At 40.5% G+C, this 16,013-nt stretch carries 16 protein-coding genes and 1 tRNA gene; 13 read left to right on the forward strand and 4 right to left on the reverse strand.

What is annotated here, in order from left to right; translation table 11 throughout:
* Positions 1 to 68 precede the first annotated feature (68 nt).
* The 4 genes from V7K67_RS25165 to V7K67_RS25180 all read left to right on the forward strand — a co-directional run bounded on the left by V7K67_RS25165 (position 69) and on the right by V7K67_RS25180 (position 1,866).
* On the forward strand, positions 69 to 332 hold the full coding sequence (locus V7K67_RS25165; protein ID WP_335168871.1) for an AbrB/MazE/SpoVT family DNA-binding domain-containing protein: 264 nt from the start codon (positions 69 to 71) through the stop codon (positions 330 to 332).
* A gap of 456 nt (positions 333 to 788) precedes the next feature.
* Positions 789 to 1,151 (forward strand): hypothetical protein, encoded by a 363-nt coding sequence (locus tag V7K67_RS25170; RefSeq protein ID WP_335168873.1) that lies wholly within the window; start codon positions 789 to 791, stop codon positions 1,149 to 1,151.
* A gap of 5 nt (positions 1,152 to 1,156) precedes the next feature.
* Positions 1,157 to 1,588: an HNH endonuclease gene (locus V7K67_RS25175; RefSeq protein ID WP_335168875.1), complete on the forward strand. Its 432-nt coding sequence runs from the start codon at positions 1,157 to 1,159 to the stop codon at positions 1,586 to 1,588.
* Positions 1,589 to 1,683: 95 nt separating this feature from the next.
* Complete coding sequence (locus V7K67_RS25180; protein WP_334710341.1) at positions 1,684 to 1,866, forward strand: hypothetical protein; 183 nt, start codon at positions 1,684 to 1,686, stop codon at positions 1,864 to 1,866.
* Positions 1,867 to 2,184: 318 nt separating this feature from the next.
* Here V7K67_RS25180 and pyrE read toward each other — a convergent pair whose 3' ends face one another.
* A complete protein-coding gene (gene pyrE / locus V7K67_RS25185) occupies positions 2,185 to 2,808 on the reverse strand; it encodes an orotate phosphoribosyltransferase (RefSeq protein ID WP_334732043.1) in 624 nt (207 codons plus the stop codon).
* Between the two features lie 100 nt (positions 2,809 to 2,908).
* Between pyrE and V7K67_RS25190 the strand changes: the two genes are divergently transcribed.
* The gene (locus V7K67_RS25190; RefSeq protein ID WP_334710339.1) at positions 2,909 to 3,343 is read left to right on the forward strand and encodes a hypothetical protein; all 435 of its coding nucleotides are present in this window, start codon (positions 2,909 to 2,911) and stop codon (positions 3,341 to 3,343) included.
* Positions 3,344 to 3,434: 91 nt separating this feature from the next.
* Here the strand turns inward: V7K67_RS25190 and V7K67_RS25195 are convergent.
* Positions 3,435 to 3,507 (reverse strand) — tRNA-Ile (locus V7K67_RS25195).
* Positions 3,508 to 3,803: 296 nt separating this feature from the next.
* Here V7K67_RS25195 and V7K67_RS25200 point away from each other — a divergent pair.
* Both V7K67_RS25200 and V7K67_RS25205 read left to right on the forward strand, forming a co-directional pair.
* Positions 3,804 to 4,505, forward strand: coding sequence for a hypothetical protein (locus V7K67_RS25200; RefSeq protein ID WP_334710338.1), 702 nt, complete (start codon positions 3,804 to 3,806; stop codon positions 4,503 to 4,505).
* 129 nt (positions 4,506 to 4,634) lie between these two features.
* Positions 4,635 to 6,029 carry a hemolysin family protein gene (locus V7K67_RS25205; RefSeq protein WP_334732042.1) on the forward strand — a complete coding sequence of 465 codons (1,395 nt, stop codon included), beginning with the start codon at positions 4,635 to 4,637 and terminating at the stop codon, positions 6,027 to 6,029.
* A gap of 111 nt (positions 6,030 to 6,140) precedes the next feature.
* Here the strand turns inward: V7K67_RS25205 and queC are convergent, their stop codons facing one another.
* Positions 6,141 to 6,818, reverse strand: coding sequence for a 7-cyano-7-deazaguanine synthase QueC (queC, locus tag V7K67_RS25210; protein ID WP_334732041.1), 678 nt, complete (start codon positions 6,816 to 6,818; stop codon positions 6,141 to 6,143).
* A gap of 338 nt (positions 6,819 to 7,156) precedes the next feature.
* Here queC and V7K67_RS25215 point away from each other — a divergent pair, with 338 nt between their 5' ends.
* The 6 genes from V7K67_RS25215 (at position 7,157) to V7K67_RS25240 (ending at position 14,334) form a co-directional block, all read left to right on the forward strand.
* Positions 7,157 to 8,239, forward strand: coding sequence for a Gfo/Idh/MocA family oxidoreductase (locus tag V7K67_RS25215; RefSeq protein WP_334695759.1), 1,083 nt, complete (start codon positions 7,157 to 7,159; stop codon positions 8,237 to 8,239).
* Positions 8,240 to 8,698: 459 nt separating this feature from the next.
* A complete protein-coding gene (locus V7K67_RS25220) occupies positions 8,699 to 9,322 on the forward strand; it encodes a DedA family protein (protein ID WP_335168878.1) in 624 nt (207 codons plus the stop codon).
* Positions 9,323 to 9,561: 239 nt separating this feature from the next.
* Entirely contained in the window at positions 9,562 to 10,716 is a 1,155-nt protein-coding gene (locus V7K67_RS25225; RefSeq protein WP_334732040.1) for a ParM/StbA family protein, read from the forward strand.
* A 5-nt stretch (positions 10,717 to 10,721) separates the two neighbouring features.
* Positions 10,722 to 11,201 (forward strand): plasmid segregation centromere-binding protein ParR, encoded by a 480-nt coding sequence (locus V7K67_RS25230; protein ID WP_334710333.1) that lies wholly within the window; start codon positions 10,722 to 10,724, stop codon positions 11,199 to 11,201.
* Positions 11,202 to 11,634: 433 nt separating this feature from the next.
* Positions 11,635 to 12,327: a SinI family restriction endonuclease gene (locus tag V7K67_RS25235; RefSeq protein WP_335168880.1), complete on the forward strand. Its 693-nt coding sequence runs from the start codon at positions 11,635 to 11,637 to the stop codon at positions 12,325 to 12,327.
* A 351-nt stretch (positions 12,328 to 12,678) separates the two neighbouring features.
* The gene (locus tag V7K67_RS25240; protein ID WP_335168882.1) at positions 12,679 to 14,334 is read left to right on the forward strand and encodes an IS1634 family transposase; all 1,656 of its coding nucleotides are present in this window, start codon (positions 12,679 to 12,681) and stop codon (positions 14,332 to 14,334) included.
* Between the two features lie 301 nt (positions 14,335 to 14,635).
* Here V7K67_RS25240 and V7K67_RS25245 read toward each other — a convergent pair whose 3' ends face one another.
* Positions 14,636 to 15,826: a DNA cytosine methyltransferase gene (locus V7K67_RS25245; protein ID WP_335168884.1), complete on the reverse strand. Its 1,191-nt coding sequence runs from the start codon at positions 15,824 to 15,826 to the stop codon at positions 14,636 to 14,638.
* Positions 15,827 to 16,013: the final 187 nt, after the last annotated feature.

Raw genomic sequence — 16,013 nt, forward strand, 5'->3', positions numbered from 1 at the left:
GGAGGAATGAAGATAATCAAAAATGCTAAAATTTTTATATTACTCTTAGTTTTTTACTTCTTAACTTAATGGAAATTACAAAATTGTCTCCTCAAGGACAAGTAATTATTCCCCAATCTTTGCGGGAAGCTCATCAATGGAAAGTAGGTCAAGAATTTATTATTATTGATATGGGTGATGGAATTCTTTTAAAGCCTAAGAAAATTCTTCCAGAAACTAAATTAGATGATGTAGCAGGTTGTTTAAAATATCAAGGAAAACCTAAAAGTCTTGAGGATATGGACAATGCAATTCGCCAAGGTGTAGAGGAATCGTGGCATAATTGCAGCTGATACAAATATAATTGTTAGATTTTTGACTCAAGATGATGAGTTACAGTTTCAAAGGAGCAGAGAGATTTTCCAGACTCAAGATATTTTTATTTCAGATACCTTAAAAGGGAACAGGGAACGGGCAACAGGCAACAGGGAAATCCCCATAATTAAAATCAGGGGATTTGTACAAGGACACATTGAAACATCGTGGCTGACGCCATCTCGTTTCAAATATTTTTATCTCTTTTCATAAATAAATTTAGGGGCTTTAAACCCTGTATTCGGGGCTAATTTTTTTTCTGTTCCCTGTTAAGAGTTCCCTGTTCCCGCCCCGAAGCGGCTTGGTAAATAGCTGCGCTTTACTCAGTATTCCCAATTTGAGTTCTATTCTGTCTAAGAGCGATCGCTCTTTTTAACCAGAGGATGCAGAGTGATCGCAGATACAATCATAAGTAAAAGGCAAGCAGGTAGAAAATGGCTGAAATTGTCACCCTTCAACTCCCTGAAACACTGGCACAAAAAGCAAAGGAAATCGCTGCTTTCAGACATCGGCGGCTTGAAGATGTATTACTAGAATGGATTGACCGCGCCATTACCGAACTACCTATGGAGTCTCTACCAGATGAACAGGTTTTGGCTATGTGCGATATGCAGATGGAAACTCAGCAGCAAGAGGTTTTCAGTGACTTGCAAGCGCTTCACCGAGAGGGACAGCTTAATGATGCAGAAGTTCTTCAACTAGATGAACTCATGCAGGTCTACCGACGTGGCTTAATAAGTAAAGCAAGAGCATTAAAAGTGGCTGTTGAACGCGGCTTGAAACCAGCCCTCAATTAACAGCAATGGCCCGCTTTTACATTTCTGTAGAAATAGAACGTCGTGTCCGCACCGATGCTCGAAATCGCTGCGGTTATTGTCTGAGTCCTCAGCATTTAGTAATGGCACGTTTGGAAATTGAACACATTATTCCCATATCTAAAGGTGGTAGCAATGATGAATCAAACTTGTGGCTAGCTTGTCCACTGTGTAATCGCTACAAAAGTGATAAAACTACAGGGGTTAACCCAGAGACGAACGAAACAGTAAGGCTATTTAACCCTCGTACTCAAATCTGGTTTGAGCATTTTGGCTGGAGTGAAGATGGTCTACGTATTGTCGGCAAAACGCCGACTGGTAGAGCAACTGTTGCAGTTCTACATTTGAGTGATGATGCAGATGCGCTGGAAGTTCGCAGTTATTGGGTACTTGCGGGTTGGCATCCTCCAGAAGATTGAACAAACCGTAGAGGAGAGCGATCGCTCCAATTCATCTCACTCAAATACAGTTACAATCGGGTGGGAAAGATGCGGAAACTTTAGTACAAGTAATTATGCTAGTTGAACCACCATCTGAAGAAGACGAAACTACCTATCTTCTGAAATCAGAAACTAACAAAAAACATCTACTCAAAGCTTTAGAAAATGTAGAAAAAGGTAACTTAATCTTTGTTAATTTAGATGAATATGAAAAAATTGTCTTTGAACCACAAACTTATAAAATTGAAGACGACTGATTGATTATTTTGACTTGCAAATATCATTATGAGCAATAAAGTTCATTGAGGCAGAGATATTGTTTTAGAGGATATTTGTAAAGTCTCAATTCATACTAGCCCTAGCGACTAGAAGTCGTGGCTACACGAGACTTTACCTGCCTACGCAGGTTAAAAACTCTTAATTTCTCTTAGTCCACGGAGGTGGACTTTGTTTGTGTAGTAGCGAATTCTATTCGCCCAATACTTTATAAAACTAAAACGGATATTTCATCTTCAGAACTTATACCAATTCATAATTACGAATTACGAATTACGAATTAATACAAGTCCCCTTATTTATGAATTCGCAAGTTGTCGGTAGCGTTCCTGAACTTCCTGAATCGAAAACAAAGTTTCAAACTTCAACCCAGCTGACTGATACAACTCACCTCCCCCTTGCTCTCTATCTACTAGTGAAATTACTTGATTTACGGTATAACCCGCATCCTTAAGACGCTCAACCGCTTTCAGAGCAGATTGCCCAGTTGTCACCACATCTTCCAAAACTACTACTTTTGCACCTTCAGGTAAACTAGGGCCTTCTATATAAGCTCTCGTCCCATAACCCTTGGCTTCCTTACGAATAATCAGCGCTGGTATCGGTCGGTTTTCATAAACAGAAACCACACTCACTGCTGTCACAATTGGATCAGCCCCCATTGTTAAACCACCTACAGCCTGTGTATCTACAGGTAATAAAGGAAACAGTAAGCGTCCAACTGCCAAAGCGCCTTGAGGATGGAGTGTTACCTGTGTCTTGTTGACGTAATAAGAACTACGCAGCCCAGAAGAGAGGAGAAAATCACCTTCTTGATAAGCAAGTTGACAAAATAAATCTAGTAGCTTGTGGCGCAAAATGGTCAAATCAGGAGTGGTTGCCCAAATATCTGAGTGGGTAAGAGTTTCAGTAGGATACGTCATTACAAAACATTAAAAGTTGTGCTACACCAAAGGTTGAACTCATCAGAGTTCTGAACTTAAGCATAAATTAAGATTGCCCAAAAATTGAGGAGTCAGAAACGTGCGTATAAAATTCAAAACCTTTGGTGGTTTATTAGTGCTGCTTGCCGCTGGTATCGCTTTTCCCTCTGTTGCATCTGCCCAAACGGCAACACCCAATTATGAAACGACGAGTGATGTCTTTGAACGAGCTTATTTTAGTCACGATCGCAATTTCTACGAAAATGGCAGCCTCAAGCGTCAGCTAGACTCATTGTTCGGATCTGGTTCCGGTTTTGGTGGTTCCTTCCCAGAAAATGAAATTGCCCACGATGCCGAATTGGTTAACACTTTATATCATGATGTCCTGACTCAGCAAGCCGGCAACGATCCTTATATTCGCACTCCTGATTTACCAAATCCTTATGACACATCCATGATGATGTCTCCTCGTTTGAATAGCAACAAACTCAAACTAGGAACTGAATTCAGGTTTGAAACTTTACCATCTCGGTAAGATTAGGGAATGGGGAGTGGGAAAATGCAGGGACAAGGAGAATAAACCATGCCCAATGCCCAATGCCCCATGCCCATTTTTGATGATTCAGTGCGCCCTGCTGGAATCGAACCAGCCTTAAGGCGAATTATGAGTTCGCTGCCTCCCCAATCGGCCAAAGGCGCATGTTTTGCTGGGTTTCAGGTTGCTATGAGTAAATTTGCTTTAACTCTTAGGTCAACTTTATTTGCTAATTTTAGCGTTAATAAAATCTTTACGCACTGACTTTAGCCAATTGTATGATTGTATCACAAATTTCCCGTTTGTGAAGACTGGACAATAATTTACCAGCTTTCTATACTACATAATTTGATCATAGATATAGTGCAAACTAATATTGATTAAGTTCCTTTAAGGATTGAGGTCAAAAGCTTCACTATTCTTAAATAGACCAGCATTCTATTGTGATAGCTTGTCAGCGATGAAAATAAATTCTACTGTACTTCTTACTTTGATTTTGCTAATTCTGATGATGGGAGCCGGCTCTGTGAGCGCGTTTTTGGGCTTTGAACTAGGGAGTTCAGCACTTAAAGGCGTTACTACACCAGATGGGCGTCCCACAACCAAATTTGCCAGCAATAAGGCAAATAACTCCCAACAGGGGGGGCTAGTGCTATTAAAAGAGGAAGAGATTCTGAAAATTGTTAAGGCACGAGTTGAGGGTAAGACCAAGGCGGCTAAATCTGAAAAGCTAGAGGAAGATGATGAAGAAACCAATAGCAGCAAGCAGAAGCCAGAGGAAAAACCCCCAGAAGTGGTTGAAGAAAAACCCCTGCCAGGTTTTCCGGTTACTGCCCAAAGTCAGGGTGTAACCATGATTGTGCAATCTGCTCACTACTCTGGCGGTGATTTGCTATTGAAAGTGAAAATGCAGAACAAAGGTAAGGATTCTGTGCGCTTCCTGTATAGTTTTTTAGATGTTACCGATGACAAAGGACGAACTCTAAGTGCGAGTACAGAGGGCTTACCAACAGAATTGCCTGTAAATGGGCCAGCATTTTCAGGTACAGTGAGCATTCCCACAGCTTTACTTGATGATGTCAAGAAAATATCACTTGCTCTTACTGATTATCCTGCTCAACAATTGAAGCTAGAGGCATCGAATATTCCTGTAGGAAGGTAGTTGGGGATCGGGGACTGGGGACTGGGGACTGGGGACTGGGGACTGGGGACTGGGGACTGGTGACTGGTGACTAGGGACTGAATTCTTCCCAATACCCAATCCCTGATACCCAATCCCCAATCCCCTTAAATGGAGGACGTGAGTTTTACACGAGCTTTGGCAGTGAGTGGTTTTCCTAATTTAATTTGGACAGACGTGGCGCTGCGGTTGTTATCAGTGCTACTACTGATTGCCATAAATGCCTTTTTTGTGACGGCGGAATTTTCGATGGTCAGCGTGCGGCGATCACGTATTCACCAGTTAGTTAAGGCTGGGGATATTCCTGCGATCGCTGTGGAAATGCTACAACGCAGTATTGACCGACTTTTATCTACCACCCAGTTAGGTATTACCCTCTCTAGTTTGGCGCTGGGATGGATTGGCGAAAGTACGATTGTTGTGCTGGTGAATGCCTGGTTAAGATCCTGGCCTTTACCAGTTAGCATGACCACCTTCCTGGCACATTCCCTATCAATTCCTATTGCCTTTTTCTTAATTGCCTATTTGCAAATTGTGATTGGAGAACTATGTCCCAAATCCTTAGCCATGTTGTACTCAGAACAGCTAGCGAGGTTTTTGGGGCCTTCAGTAAAAGCGATCGTGCGTTTTTTTGGCCCCTTCATCTGGATTCTCAACCAATCAACTCGTTTTTTATTGCGGATTTTTGGCATCCAATACACAGGTCAAGGCTGGAGGCCACCTGTGACTCCCGAAGAATTGCAACTGATTATCTCTACAGAATGGGGATCTACTGGTTTACAGCGTGCAGAGCGAGAATTGCTCAATAATGTTTTTGAGTTTGGCGATGTCATGGCCCAAGATGTGATGATCCCCCGCACCAGTATTATCACGCTGCCAAAAGATGCTACCTTCCAAACATTACTAAGGGAAATGGCTTCTACTGGTTACTCTCGCTATCCCGTGATTGGTGAATCTTTGGATGATGTTCGCGGCATTGTTTATTTTAAAGATTTGGCACAACCTTTAGCCGTAGGAAAGCTCAGTTTAGAGACACAGATCCAACCTTGGATGCGTCCCGCTCGGTTTGTTCCAGAACACACGCCCTTGAGTGAACTTTTGCCCATGATGCAGCAAGAGAAACCCGCTATGGTCATGGTAGTGAATGAATTTGGCGGTACTGTGGGACTAGTGACAATCAAAGATGTCATTGCCGAAATCATTGGCGACGCAAGCGAACCTGAAAACAGCGACGAATTACTGATTCAGATGTTAGATGAGGAGAAATTTTTGGTACAGGCACAAATCAACCTCGAAGACCTCAACGAAGTTTTGCATCTCAATTTGCCCCTGACCAGAGAATACCAAACACTAGGGGGCTTTTTGCTGTACGAGTTACAGAAAATTCCGGCCATTGGCGAAATATTCTGTTATCAAAATCTCGAATTCACTGTCGTATCAATTGTTGGCCCACGCCTACATCAGATTCAACTGCGACGCTTACAAGAGTTAGGAGTTGAGAGTTAGGAGTTATGAATTTTAACTCCTAACTCCTCACTCCTCACTCCTAACTCCTAACTCCTAACTCCTAACTCCTAACTCCTAACTCCTCACTCCTAACTCCTAACTCCTCACTCTTCAAGAATCATACGTCAGTGGATCAACAAGTCCCAATTCGGCAAAAGCTGCTAGCCGCAAGCGACAAGAATCACATACGCCACAGGCGACATCATCACCAGCATAGCAAGACCAAGTTAACTCCCAAGGAACTCCTAATTGGTTCCCCAGTTGGATGATTTCGGTTTTTTTCAGGTTGATTAGGGGCGCAACAATTTTAATTGGTTGTCCCTCACGCCCTTGTTTAGTTCCCAGGCGAAAAACTTCTTGCATTGCTTCGATATAGTCAGGGCGACAATCAGGATATCCTGAATAATCTAAGGCATTAACGCCGATATAGACACGCTCTGCGGCGATCGCTTCGGCGTAACCAAGAGCAAAGCTTAAAAAGATGGTATTACGAGCCGGAACATAAGTGACAGGAATATTTTGAGACATTTCATCCAGCGATCGCTCCTGGGGTAAATCAATGGTGTCATCGGTAAGTGCCGAACCACCCCATTGTCGTAAGTCAAAATTAACAACTTGATGTTTTGCGATCGCAGCTTTTTGAGCAACAGCAAGGGCTGACTTTAACTCTTTTCGGTGTCGCTGCTGGTAATCAAAGGAAATAGCATGACATTCACAGCCATCAGCCTGAGCTTTATACAAAATTGTGGAAGAGTCCAATCCCCCAGATAACAGAATTACAGCTTTCATCTCAGTTGCAAATTTTGGATTTCAAATCGCCAAATCAAACCTTAACAAAATGCCAGAAAGCAATGCCAAGAAGAATTTACACTTAGGTCTTACCGAATTTTTTAAAGTTAATCAAAAGACATATTTTTTTGGAGAAAGTACAAAATCCCAAACAAACCCGAAATATCTATACAAAAGATATTTGGATTACGGGAACCGATCACAAACTTTGAAATTCTTCATAAACATAGGCTCTATGTTACCATCTGGATGGTTTTAGACGGATCGTAACTGGCTTTCGAGTATAAACGCCAACGGCCGTAGCGTCTCTAAATTTGGTGGTTGAGGAGAGAATAATAGTGCAAGATAGCATGTCAGTGGCAGAACCGAATCCATACACACAGCGCAACCAGCCACGACCAATCCGCATAGGCGTGATTGGAGTGGGTAACATGGGACAACACCACGCTCGCGTGCTGAGTTCAATGAAAGATGTTGAACTAGTCGGAGTGGCAGATATTAACGTCGAGCGAGGATTAGAAACTGCCAGCAAGTATAAGGTGCGTTTTTTTGAAGATTACTGTGACCTGCTACCCCTTGTGGAAGCAGTTTGTGTAGCTGTTCCCACCCGTCTGCACTATGCTGTGGGCATCAACTGTCTGTTAGCGGGAATTCATGTTTTGATTGAAAAACCGATCGCAGCCAGTATTTCAGAGGCAGAGTCTTTAGTCAATGCTGCGGCTGAGTCTCAGTGTATCCTGCAAGTGGGTCATATTGAGCGTTTCAACCCAGCTTTTAAAGAATTGAGCCAAGTACTGAAAACAGAGGAATTGCTGGCGCTAGAAGCCCACAGAATGAGTCCTTACTCAGATCGGGCAAATGATGTTTCAGTTGTGCTGGATTTAATGATCCATGACATCGACCTACTTCTGGAATTAGCTGCTTCCCCAGTCACAAAATTGACTGCTAGCGGTACTCGCTCCCTAGACTCTGGTTATTTAGATTACGTAACCGCCACCTTGGGGTTTGCCAATGGTATTGTTGCTACTCTGACTGCCAGTAAAGTCACCCACCGAAAAATTCGCCGGATTGTCGCCCATTGCAAAAATTCATTTACTGAGGCAGATTTCCTCAAGAATGAAATTTTGATTCATCGGCAAACCACTGCCAATTCTCTCACCGACCACCGACAAGTACTTTACAGGCAAGATGGTGTAATTGAAAAAGTCTACACCAGCAATATTCAACCTCTAAGTGCAGAATTAGAGCATTTTGTCAACTGTGTACATGGTGGCAATCAGCCCTCAGTAGGCGGTGAACAAGCTCTCAAAGCCCTGAGACTGGCAAGTTTGATTGAGCAGATGGCACTGGAAGATCGAGTTTGGAATCCCTTAGACTGGCAATCGGAACCAAGAGTACAATCATTGACTCCGACAGCCTAAAAGAAGAGGGGATGAGGGGGACGAAGAGGACAAGGTAAAACTTTCTTCCTTCTCTGTTCCTGATTCCCCACAGCATCAACTCAGAAGAAAACCCTAAAGTATGTTTTGAAATTTGCCATCAAATCTTTAGATCCTCCCTAGTCCTTCAAAAAAATGACTAAGGGGGATCTAAAAAATTGGAAAATAAAACCTAGTGGTTCATGTCATTAATTAAATTGTGATAAATAAGGGTGATCAGATCCCCGAATTCTTGAAGAAGTCGGGGATCTCGCAGCCCCGCAAAATTAATGAAACAGATCCTTAACTTCCACCTGTCTTACTCTGTTTTTCAGTTGCGATGTCAACTTTTAGTACAGCCAAGTTACCTTGACTCTAACAATCCAGAACAATTACCTTTTAAAAAAGCTAAGGCGGAATTTTAGTAACAGAACTAGTACAGCAATTTCAGGAATTGACTTAATGCTTGAATGGATAACTAATACTATCAACTATTTTGGCCATTGGGGAATTGCCCTACTAATGTTCTTAGAGAACCTTTTTCCCCCCATTCCTTCAGAATTGATCATGCCACTGGCTGGATTTACAGCAAGTCCATATCAACCAGGAGGCCCAAAGCTGAATATCATTGGTGTGTTTTTTGCAGGACTTTTGGGTTCTGTATTAGGCGCACTTATTTGGTACTATCCAGGTAAGTTTTTGGGCGAAACCCGTTTGAAAGCTTGGGCTGATAAATATGGCAAATGGCTGGCTATATCCAGTAAAGATATCACCAAGGCCAAAGTGTGGTTTGATCGACAAGGTAGAAAAGCAGTATTAATTGGTCGTCTTGTACCAGGAATCCGCACCTTGATTTCTGTCCCCGCAGGGATCAGCAATATGCCTTTGCTACCATTTTTGTTTTACACAACATTAGGTAGCGCAGCTTGGGTGGGTTTGCTAACATACTCAGGATACGCGTTGGGTAGTCAGTATGAACTTGTGGACAAGTACCTTGCTCCTGTATCCAAAATCGTACTTGGGGGTTTAGTTTTGGCATTTATTTTCTGGATGTCCCAGCGCCAGTTAAGACGTACTAGAAGATGAAACACGGACGCTTTTGGTTTGAAAGCAGTGAAAGCAGGGGTTACATCTGGCCAAAATTCGCCTACACTATGCCAAATAATACTAGATGTGCGTTGGCAGAGCTTACCGGAGATATCGCCGGAATTAATTTTTGGCGTATTTCTAGCTACACTTGACGCAACCTAGAATTTCTGGTTGCTCGCATTTTTGTAAGATGAGCATGACAACTTTTTACAGTTAAGTTTGAACTAGGAGCTTTCATGACAGACCAACCTTCCGCCGCTACCCCTATTAATGCCGCTGCTATACCGATGAATAGAGTGTCGGCATCCACTCCCATAAATGCTGTTAATAATCCTAACCCAAGCACAGGAACGGTTTCAGGAAAAACCATTCTCAGTGTTGATTTAGGCAGAACTTCCACAAAAACTTGTGTGAGTCGCGAACCTGGTAATGTAGTGTTCGTACCTGCCAACGTCAAGCAGATGTCAATAGAGCAAGTACGCGGCGGTGTTTTTGAAGCCAGAGCTACCGACCCCTTAATGGATTTGTGGCTGGAGTATCAAGGCAATGGATATGCCGTTGGTCAACTGGCAGCCGATTTTGGGGCGAATTTAGGAGTCGGACAATCTAAGGTAGAGGCTGCACTAGTAAAAGTGTTAGCAAGTGCTGGCTACTTCAAACTCAAAAATGATATCTCAGTCGTACTAGGTCTACCTTTTCTTTCTTTAGAGCAATTTGAAAAGGAAAAAGCACAGTTGATTAGCCAAGTAGGTGGGCCTCATGTGTTGAACTTCCGAGGCGAATCTGTGACGCTGAACGTCAATAAAGTTTGGGTCATGCCAGAGGGCTACGGCAGTTTGCTGTGGTCTGAAGCTCAACCAAAGAAAAGTCCTGGCAGTCCCGATTTTACAAAAATATCGGTGGCGATCGTCGATATTGGACATCAAACCGTCGATCTTTTGATGGTAGATAACTTCCGTTTTGCTAGAGGTGCTTCTAAGAGCGAAGACTTCGGGATGAATAAGTTTTATGAATTGGTGTCTGCCGAAATCGAGGGAGCCGATAGTCAATCTCTAGCGCTGATTTCCGCTGTTAACAAACCCAGAGGTGAACGCTTTTACCGTCCTAAAGGCGCTAGCAAGCCCACCAACCTAGATGATTTTCTTCCTAACCTTACGGAGATGTTTTCTCGCGAAATCTGTAGCCGTGTGCTAGCCTGGTTGCCAGAACGCGTCACCGATGTGATTCTGACTGGCGGTGGTGGTGAGTTCTTCTGGGACGACGTTCAACGTCTGCTCAAAGAAGCAAAGATTAATGCTCATTTAGCAGCACCTTCCCGTCAGGCGAATGCTTTGGGGCAGTATATTTATGGAGAGGCACAATTATCCTCCAATCGCGCTGCTAGGGCATAAAGCTGATGTTCCAATGGTCAAAAAAGGTAGTTAAATCCGTCACGTTCAACCCAGAGCTTGCTGATGAAAGCTTGTTAGCGCAAGTAGAAAGTTATTTGGAAAAACAACCAGACAAGACTTTCAGCGACCTCTGTAAAGAAGCCTTATGGCAATCTTTATGTGTACCGGAACCTGTACAACCTGCTCCACAAACAGCAGCAACAACACCGATTGATCAACAAATCGGTGAACTGCAACGTCAAGTGGCTGGACTTGAGGAACGTTTTTTTGCCAAGGGATCTAATCGTTTGGAGGCGATGGAACATCATCTACTGCAACTTTCTCAACAAGTTGCACAACTGGCGCTCATAGTCAATGATCGATCATTCATTCCGTCTCCAAATCAATTAGAAGTAGTAAATAATACTTCTTATACTGTTGCTACCCCTCCTCAAGAGGTTGACCCCGTAATCAGTCGCCTTAGTCAGTTTCTCGATGATTTTTAAGGAAAAATCAGGTTGGTGAGCAGTTTTTGCTCATGTTAACAATCCTTAATAGTTAATACTATTAAGGATTATTAATGTTTATATATGGAAATATTGGGATTATTGAGATTTGTGTATCTATAAATCAATACGGTTCAGTTAAGGCTAAAACCCTTTTTTTAACGTAGACGCGGAGCGGCTTGCCGCAGGCTACCGCAAAGGACGCAAAGGAAGAGAAAGAAGAGAAGCTTAACTGAACTGTATTGATCTATAAATATGAGCTTGACAAACAAAGTTTGGACGTGGTGAAGTTTTTGGAGTTAGGTAAGGCTTTGGGTATTACTTCTTGTGAATTGTTGGGAAAACTAGAACAAGTAACTTAAACAGCAAATTTTACCCAATAGTAACTGTGAGCAAGAACCTAAAAATACCTGATTTTGATGCCAATCTGATAATGTCAGAAGCTGAAAATATTGCTAAAGTTCGTACTGGAATGTTCTGGAATGATTCTGTAAAAACAGTTTTATCCGTCTGTTGTAATTCGCCTGAATTATTTCCATATTTAAGAGTATGCAATTCTCGCTCTCATTACATTACTAAGTGGTTAAATAAGTATTTTGGTGGTTATAATAATCGACCATCAAAGCGAACTAGTAAAAAGATAGGAACTGTTTCAGACGAAATTATTGACACGATTCTTTCAGTTCGTTTACCGACTATCAGCACTGATGGCATTAATCACATAAAGGATGCTCATCGTCTTTCCATGTCGGCAGAAAACATCTTAGGCCTTCTTTTAGAAGAATATATTGCCGAAAAATTGTCATTTTATGGTTGGTACTGTGCTTGGGGAGAGACTATAAACAAGGTTGATTTTTGCACCAATCAAGGTGAACTATTACAAGTTAAAAATCGTAGTAATTCTGAAAATAGTTCGAGCAGTAGTGTCCGTAAAGAAACTATCATTCGGAAATGGCATAGAGTCAATGCTAAAAATGGAGTTTACTATTGGAAAAAGCTGAATCAATTAATAGGATGTTCTGATCTTTCTGAAGAAGATTTTGCCGTCTTTGTTAGACAAACTATCACTGAAAATCCCGCAGCTTTGTATGTAGAAGATAGTAACTATTGGCAACAGATTCAGTAATGAAAGTCCTAAAAATAGTCACCAGGCTGTGAATTTAGTAACCCACATTCCGCACCTACAACTGTCACACTCCAAAGAAACGGATATATTTAGTACATAAGAACTAATGATTGAGAGAATTGACTAGAATCTATTAGAGCTAAATAGGAATTATTATGATTAATTTAGATATACAGTTGAATATTTACGACTAAGTACAAAATTTGAGTTCTTAGGTTATTTTGATGTCAAAATTGGTTCAAAATCATTGAAAGCTTTATCCTCAATAACTATAAAAAGATAAAAAAATATTTTGAATCAACATAATCAGGAGAAAATTTCAACAGATACTTTTGTGGAGTTTCTGTTGCCATGTTTAGTGCTAAAGACCTGGAATTGAAGAAGATTGATCATTTAGGGATAGTAGCAGGAATAGTAGATTCAATTGGGATTGTAGAAATAATTAATAATTTCCTTGGGTCAGAGCCAGGAGAAAAAGTCAGTGCGGGTCAGGTGGTAAAGGCAATGATTTTAAACGGCTTAAGCATGATGTCACAGCCTTTATATATGTTCCCAAAATTCTTTGAATTAATCGCTTGTGAACACTTAATTGGTACAGGAGTAAAGCCAGAATACCTGAATGATGATAAGCTGGGGAGAATCCTAGATAAATTATTTATAAAAGGACTAGATACAGTATTTTTAGCAATCAGTTTAAATGCTGTACAAAGATATCATATATCACTTTCATCATCACACTTGGATTCAACATCATTTCATGTAGATGGAGAATATAAATATAGTTTACCGGAAGTAATATTTAATAATCAAAAGCAATCAGATTATTTAGGAAAAGAAAATGAAGAAGGTAAATCACCTCAAGCGATAAAACTAACCTACGGTTATTCCCGTGATCATCGTCCAGACTTAAAACAATTTATTACAGAACTAGTATGTTCAGGAGATGGAGATATACCAATATATATCAAATCAGTCTCAGGAAATGAAGTTGATTCTAAAAGGTTTGGAGAAATCGCAGTCGAGTATCAAAAAAGAATACAAGTTGATAGTCTAATAGTAGCAGATAGCGCATTATATACAGAATCAAATATGAAGTTAATGTCGAGTATCAAATGGTTGACACGAGTACCATTGACGATAAAATTAGCAAAAAGCTTAGTCAGGAGTTTAGCAGAATCGGAATTTGTGAAAAGTGAAAAGACAGGATATTCATACGCTCAAAAGAAAATAACTTATGGAGATATAGAACAAAGATGGTTAGTTGTACAAAGTCAAGATAGAAAAAAATCTGACTTAGAGGAATTATCAAAGAAAATAGAAAAAGCTTTGATAAATACTCAAGCTAAGTTAAAAAAACTAGCACAAGAAAAATTTGCCTGTGTTGCTGACGCTAGAAAAGAATTAACTAAAATAAGTAAAGGATTTAAATATCATCAAGTAGAAACTATTGAAACTCTCGAAAAAATTCCCAATATCAAAGAAGAGAATCAATCAAAGTACTATCAAATTTCAGCAACTGTTAGTGAAAACCAAGATGTTATTGACCAAGAAATCTTAAGTGCAGGAAGGTTTATAATTGCTACAAATGTTTTGTCAGATAAAGAATTGAGCAATGAGAAAATGCTGTCTGAATATAAAGCACAGCAATCATGTGAAAGAGGGTTTAGTTTTCTCAAGAATCCTTTATTTTTAGCAGATAGTATTTTTCTAAAAAGCCCAGAAAGAATAGAAGCATTAGCAGTGATAATGGGGTTGTGTTTGCTAGTCTACACTTTAGCCCAAAGAGAAATTAGAGCAGCTTTAAAATCCTTAAACTATACTGTAAAAAATCAATTAGGAAAAGCCATAAATAATCCAACCATGCGGTGGATATTTCAATGTTTTCAATCAGTTCATCTTGTGACTTTTCAACAAAAAACAGAATTTTATAATTTGACATCTGAAATGAAGTACATTCTCCTATTCCTCCCAGAAGCTTGCCGTAATTACTATAGATGTATAAGTTGATTGAGCAATATTATTAATATTTTAATTAGACCATTTAGCTCATTAATAAAATTAATGTTCTGAACAAGTCATGGCGTTTTTAACTTTATTTTCAGACAAGCATAAGTTACAAAGATGTATTGAGCTTGTAAGAATAAAATCGTCTTATTAAAATTTTCCACCAAACCACTCTTATATTTATTGCTGCTTATTGAGAATATATTTAATAAATTTTCCTATCCCAAATCTGTTTTTTTTGAGATAAATGTAATTTTTTACTCCTTTTCTCTGAATTAAGTTCCGTAATAACCGATTGTGACAGTTAAGGTGCGGAATGTGGGTAGTAATTAAATAGTGAAAGCTGTTCAAAAACTGGTATTCCTTTAGGTTTCTCCTCTCTAATTAAACTATGTAAATAATCACCAATAGCTTTAGCTAAGAGTACAGGTACAGCATTCCCTATCTGTCGGTACTTAGAGGCTGTAGAACCATAGAAAATCCATGAGTCAGGAAAGGTTTGAATCCTGGCACACTCTCGAACACTTAGAGGACGCAGTTCCTCTGGATGACACATATCTGTAGCCTTTTGGTAAGGACTTGTAGTAACAGTAGGAGACGGCTTATCCCAACATAACCTTCTGTAAAACCCTACTTTACCGCCTCCAGATTTGTAAGCGCCTCCCATTGCTTCTTTTATCAAGTCGTTAGGTAAATCTCTCCAGTTTTGTCCACTTTTTAAAAGCTTTAAATATTGAAGACGGTTTTTTGAGTAGGAAGTATACTCCGGTTGTGGATCTTCTAAGTTGATCAGAGCATCTTTAAGAGTGCGCCATTGAGGTAATAAAGAGCCATCTTTACTATGAGTAGGCAAAGGGAATGTAGCTGATTCACCATCTCTTGAACCAATAAATATTACTCGCGCTCTGTTTTGCGGAACACCGTAATCTGCTGCTTCCATTACTTTATAAATAACTTGATAACCAAGGCGCTTCATTTCTTCTAGAACAATCTCAAGAGCGCTCCCTTGTATTTCATCTAGTTCCAGAGGAGCATAACCCGTTCCTCGTTCCAGATGAGGTCTATGACGAATAGGAGCCGAGAGTAAACCTTTAACATTCTCCATGACAAAAAAGCGTGGCTGCACTTGTTCAACAATACGTATAAAGTCCATAAACAAGCTACCACGCGGGTCCATAACTGAACCACGTTTTCCTGCTGTGCTGAAGGGTTGACAAGGGGGACCGCCAGTTACTAAATCTACTTCTCCAATACGTAGGGGTCTACCAAGGTTAATAACATATGCTCCTTCCTCCAAAAGATTTTGAGCAGTGATTTTCTGTATATCTCTTCCTACGGCTCTATTTAGGTGAGGTCGGTTGAAAGCTATAGTCTTCGCAGCATCAGGATCTTTCTCAACAACACTTACTACCCGAAAACCTGCCTGTTCTATCCCAATATCTAGTCCACCTGCTCCTGTAAATAAACTGATTGATATTGCCCGATTGTCTATCACTGCTTTTATCCTTACAGCCTTAATCAAATATACGATTTGCTGGAACCCTCAATTCTGCTTCGTGCTAACGATAGATACCTGCAATTCTAATAGTGTAAGCCTTTTGAAACAGTATGTTACAAAGGCGCTATTCTCTTTTAAATATGGCACGCGTAGACAGGCTTATCATTAGACATTGCACCTCTGC

Source organism: Nostoc sp. (assembly GCF_036917155.1).
In the GTDB taxonomy this organism is placed as follows: Bacteria; Cyanobacteriota; Cyanobacteriia; order Cyanobacteriales; family Nostocaceae; genus Nostoc.

Coding starts and splice junctions, on each gene's coding strand:
- V7K67_RS25165 (WP_335168871.1), top strand. CDS start 69: ATGGAAATTACAAAATTGTCTCCTCAAGGACAAGTAATTATTCCCCAA.
- V7K67_RS25170 (WP_335168873.1), top strand. CDS start 789: ATGGCTGAAATTGTCACCCTTCAACTCCCTGAAACACTGGCACAAAAA.
- V7K67_RS25175 (WP_335168875.1), top strand. CDS start 1,157: ATGGCCCGCTTTTACATTTCTGTAGAAATAGAACGTCGTGTCCGCACC.
- V7K67_RS25180 (WP_334710341.1), top strand. CDS start 1,684: ATGCTAGTTGAACCACCATCTGAAGAAGACGAAACTACCTATCTTCTG.
- pyrE (WP_334732043.1), bottom strand. CDS start 2,808: ATGACGTATCCTACTGAAACTCTTACCCACTCAGATATTTGGGCAACC.
- V7K67_RS25200 (WP_334710338.1), top strand. CDS start 3,804: ATGAAAATAAATTCTACTGTACTTCTTACTTTGATTTTGCTAATTCTG.
- V7K67_RS25205 (WP_334732042.1), top strand. CDS start 4,635: ATGGAGGACGTGAGTTTTACACGAGCTTTGGCAGTGAGTGGTTTTCCT.
- queC (WP_334732041.1), bottom strand. CDS start 6,818: ATGAAAGCTGTAATTCTGTTATCTGGGGGATTGGACTCTTCCACAATT.
- V7K67_RS25220 (WP_335168878.1), top strand. CDS start 8,699: ATGCTTGAATGGATAACTAATACTATCAACTATTTTGGCCATTGGGGA.
- V7K67_RS25225 (WP_334732040.1), top strand. CDS start 9,562: ATGACAGACCAACCTTCCGCCGCTACCCCTATTAATGCCGCTGCTATA.
- V7K67_RS25230 (WP_334710333.1), top strand. CDS start 10,722: ATGTTCCAATGGTCAAAAAAGGTAGTTAAATCCGTCACGTTCAACCCA.
- V7K67_RS25235 (WP_335168880.1), top strand. CDS start 11,635: ATGTCAGAAGCTGAAAATATTGCTAAAGTTCGTACTGGAATGTTCTGG.
- V7K67_RS25240 (WP_335168882.1), top strand. CDS start 12,679: ATGTTTAGTGCTAAAGACCTGGAATTGAAGAAGATTGATCATTTAGGG.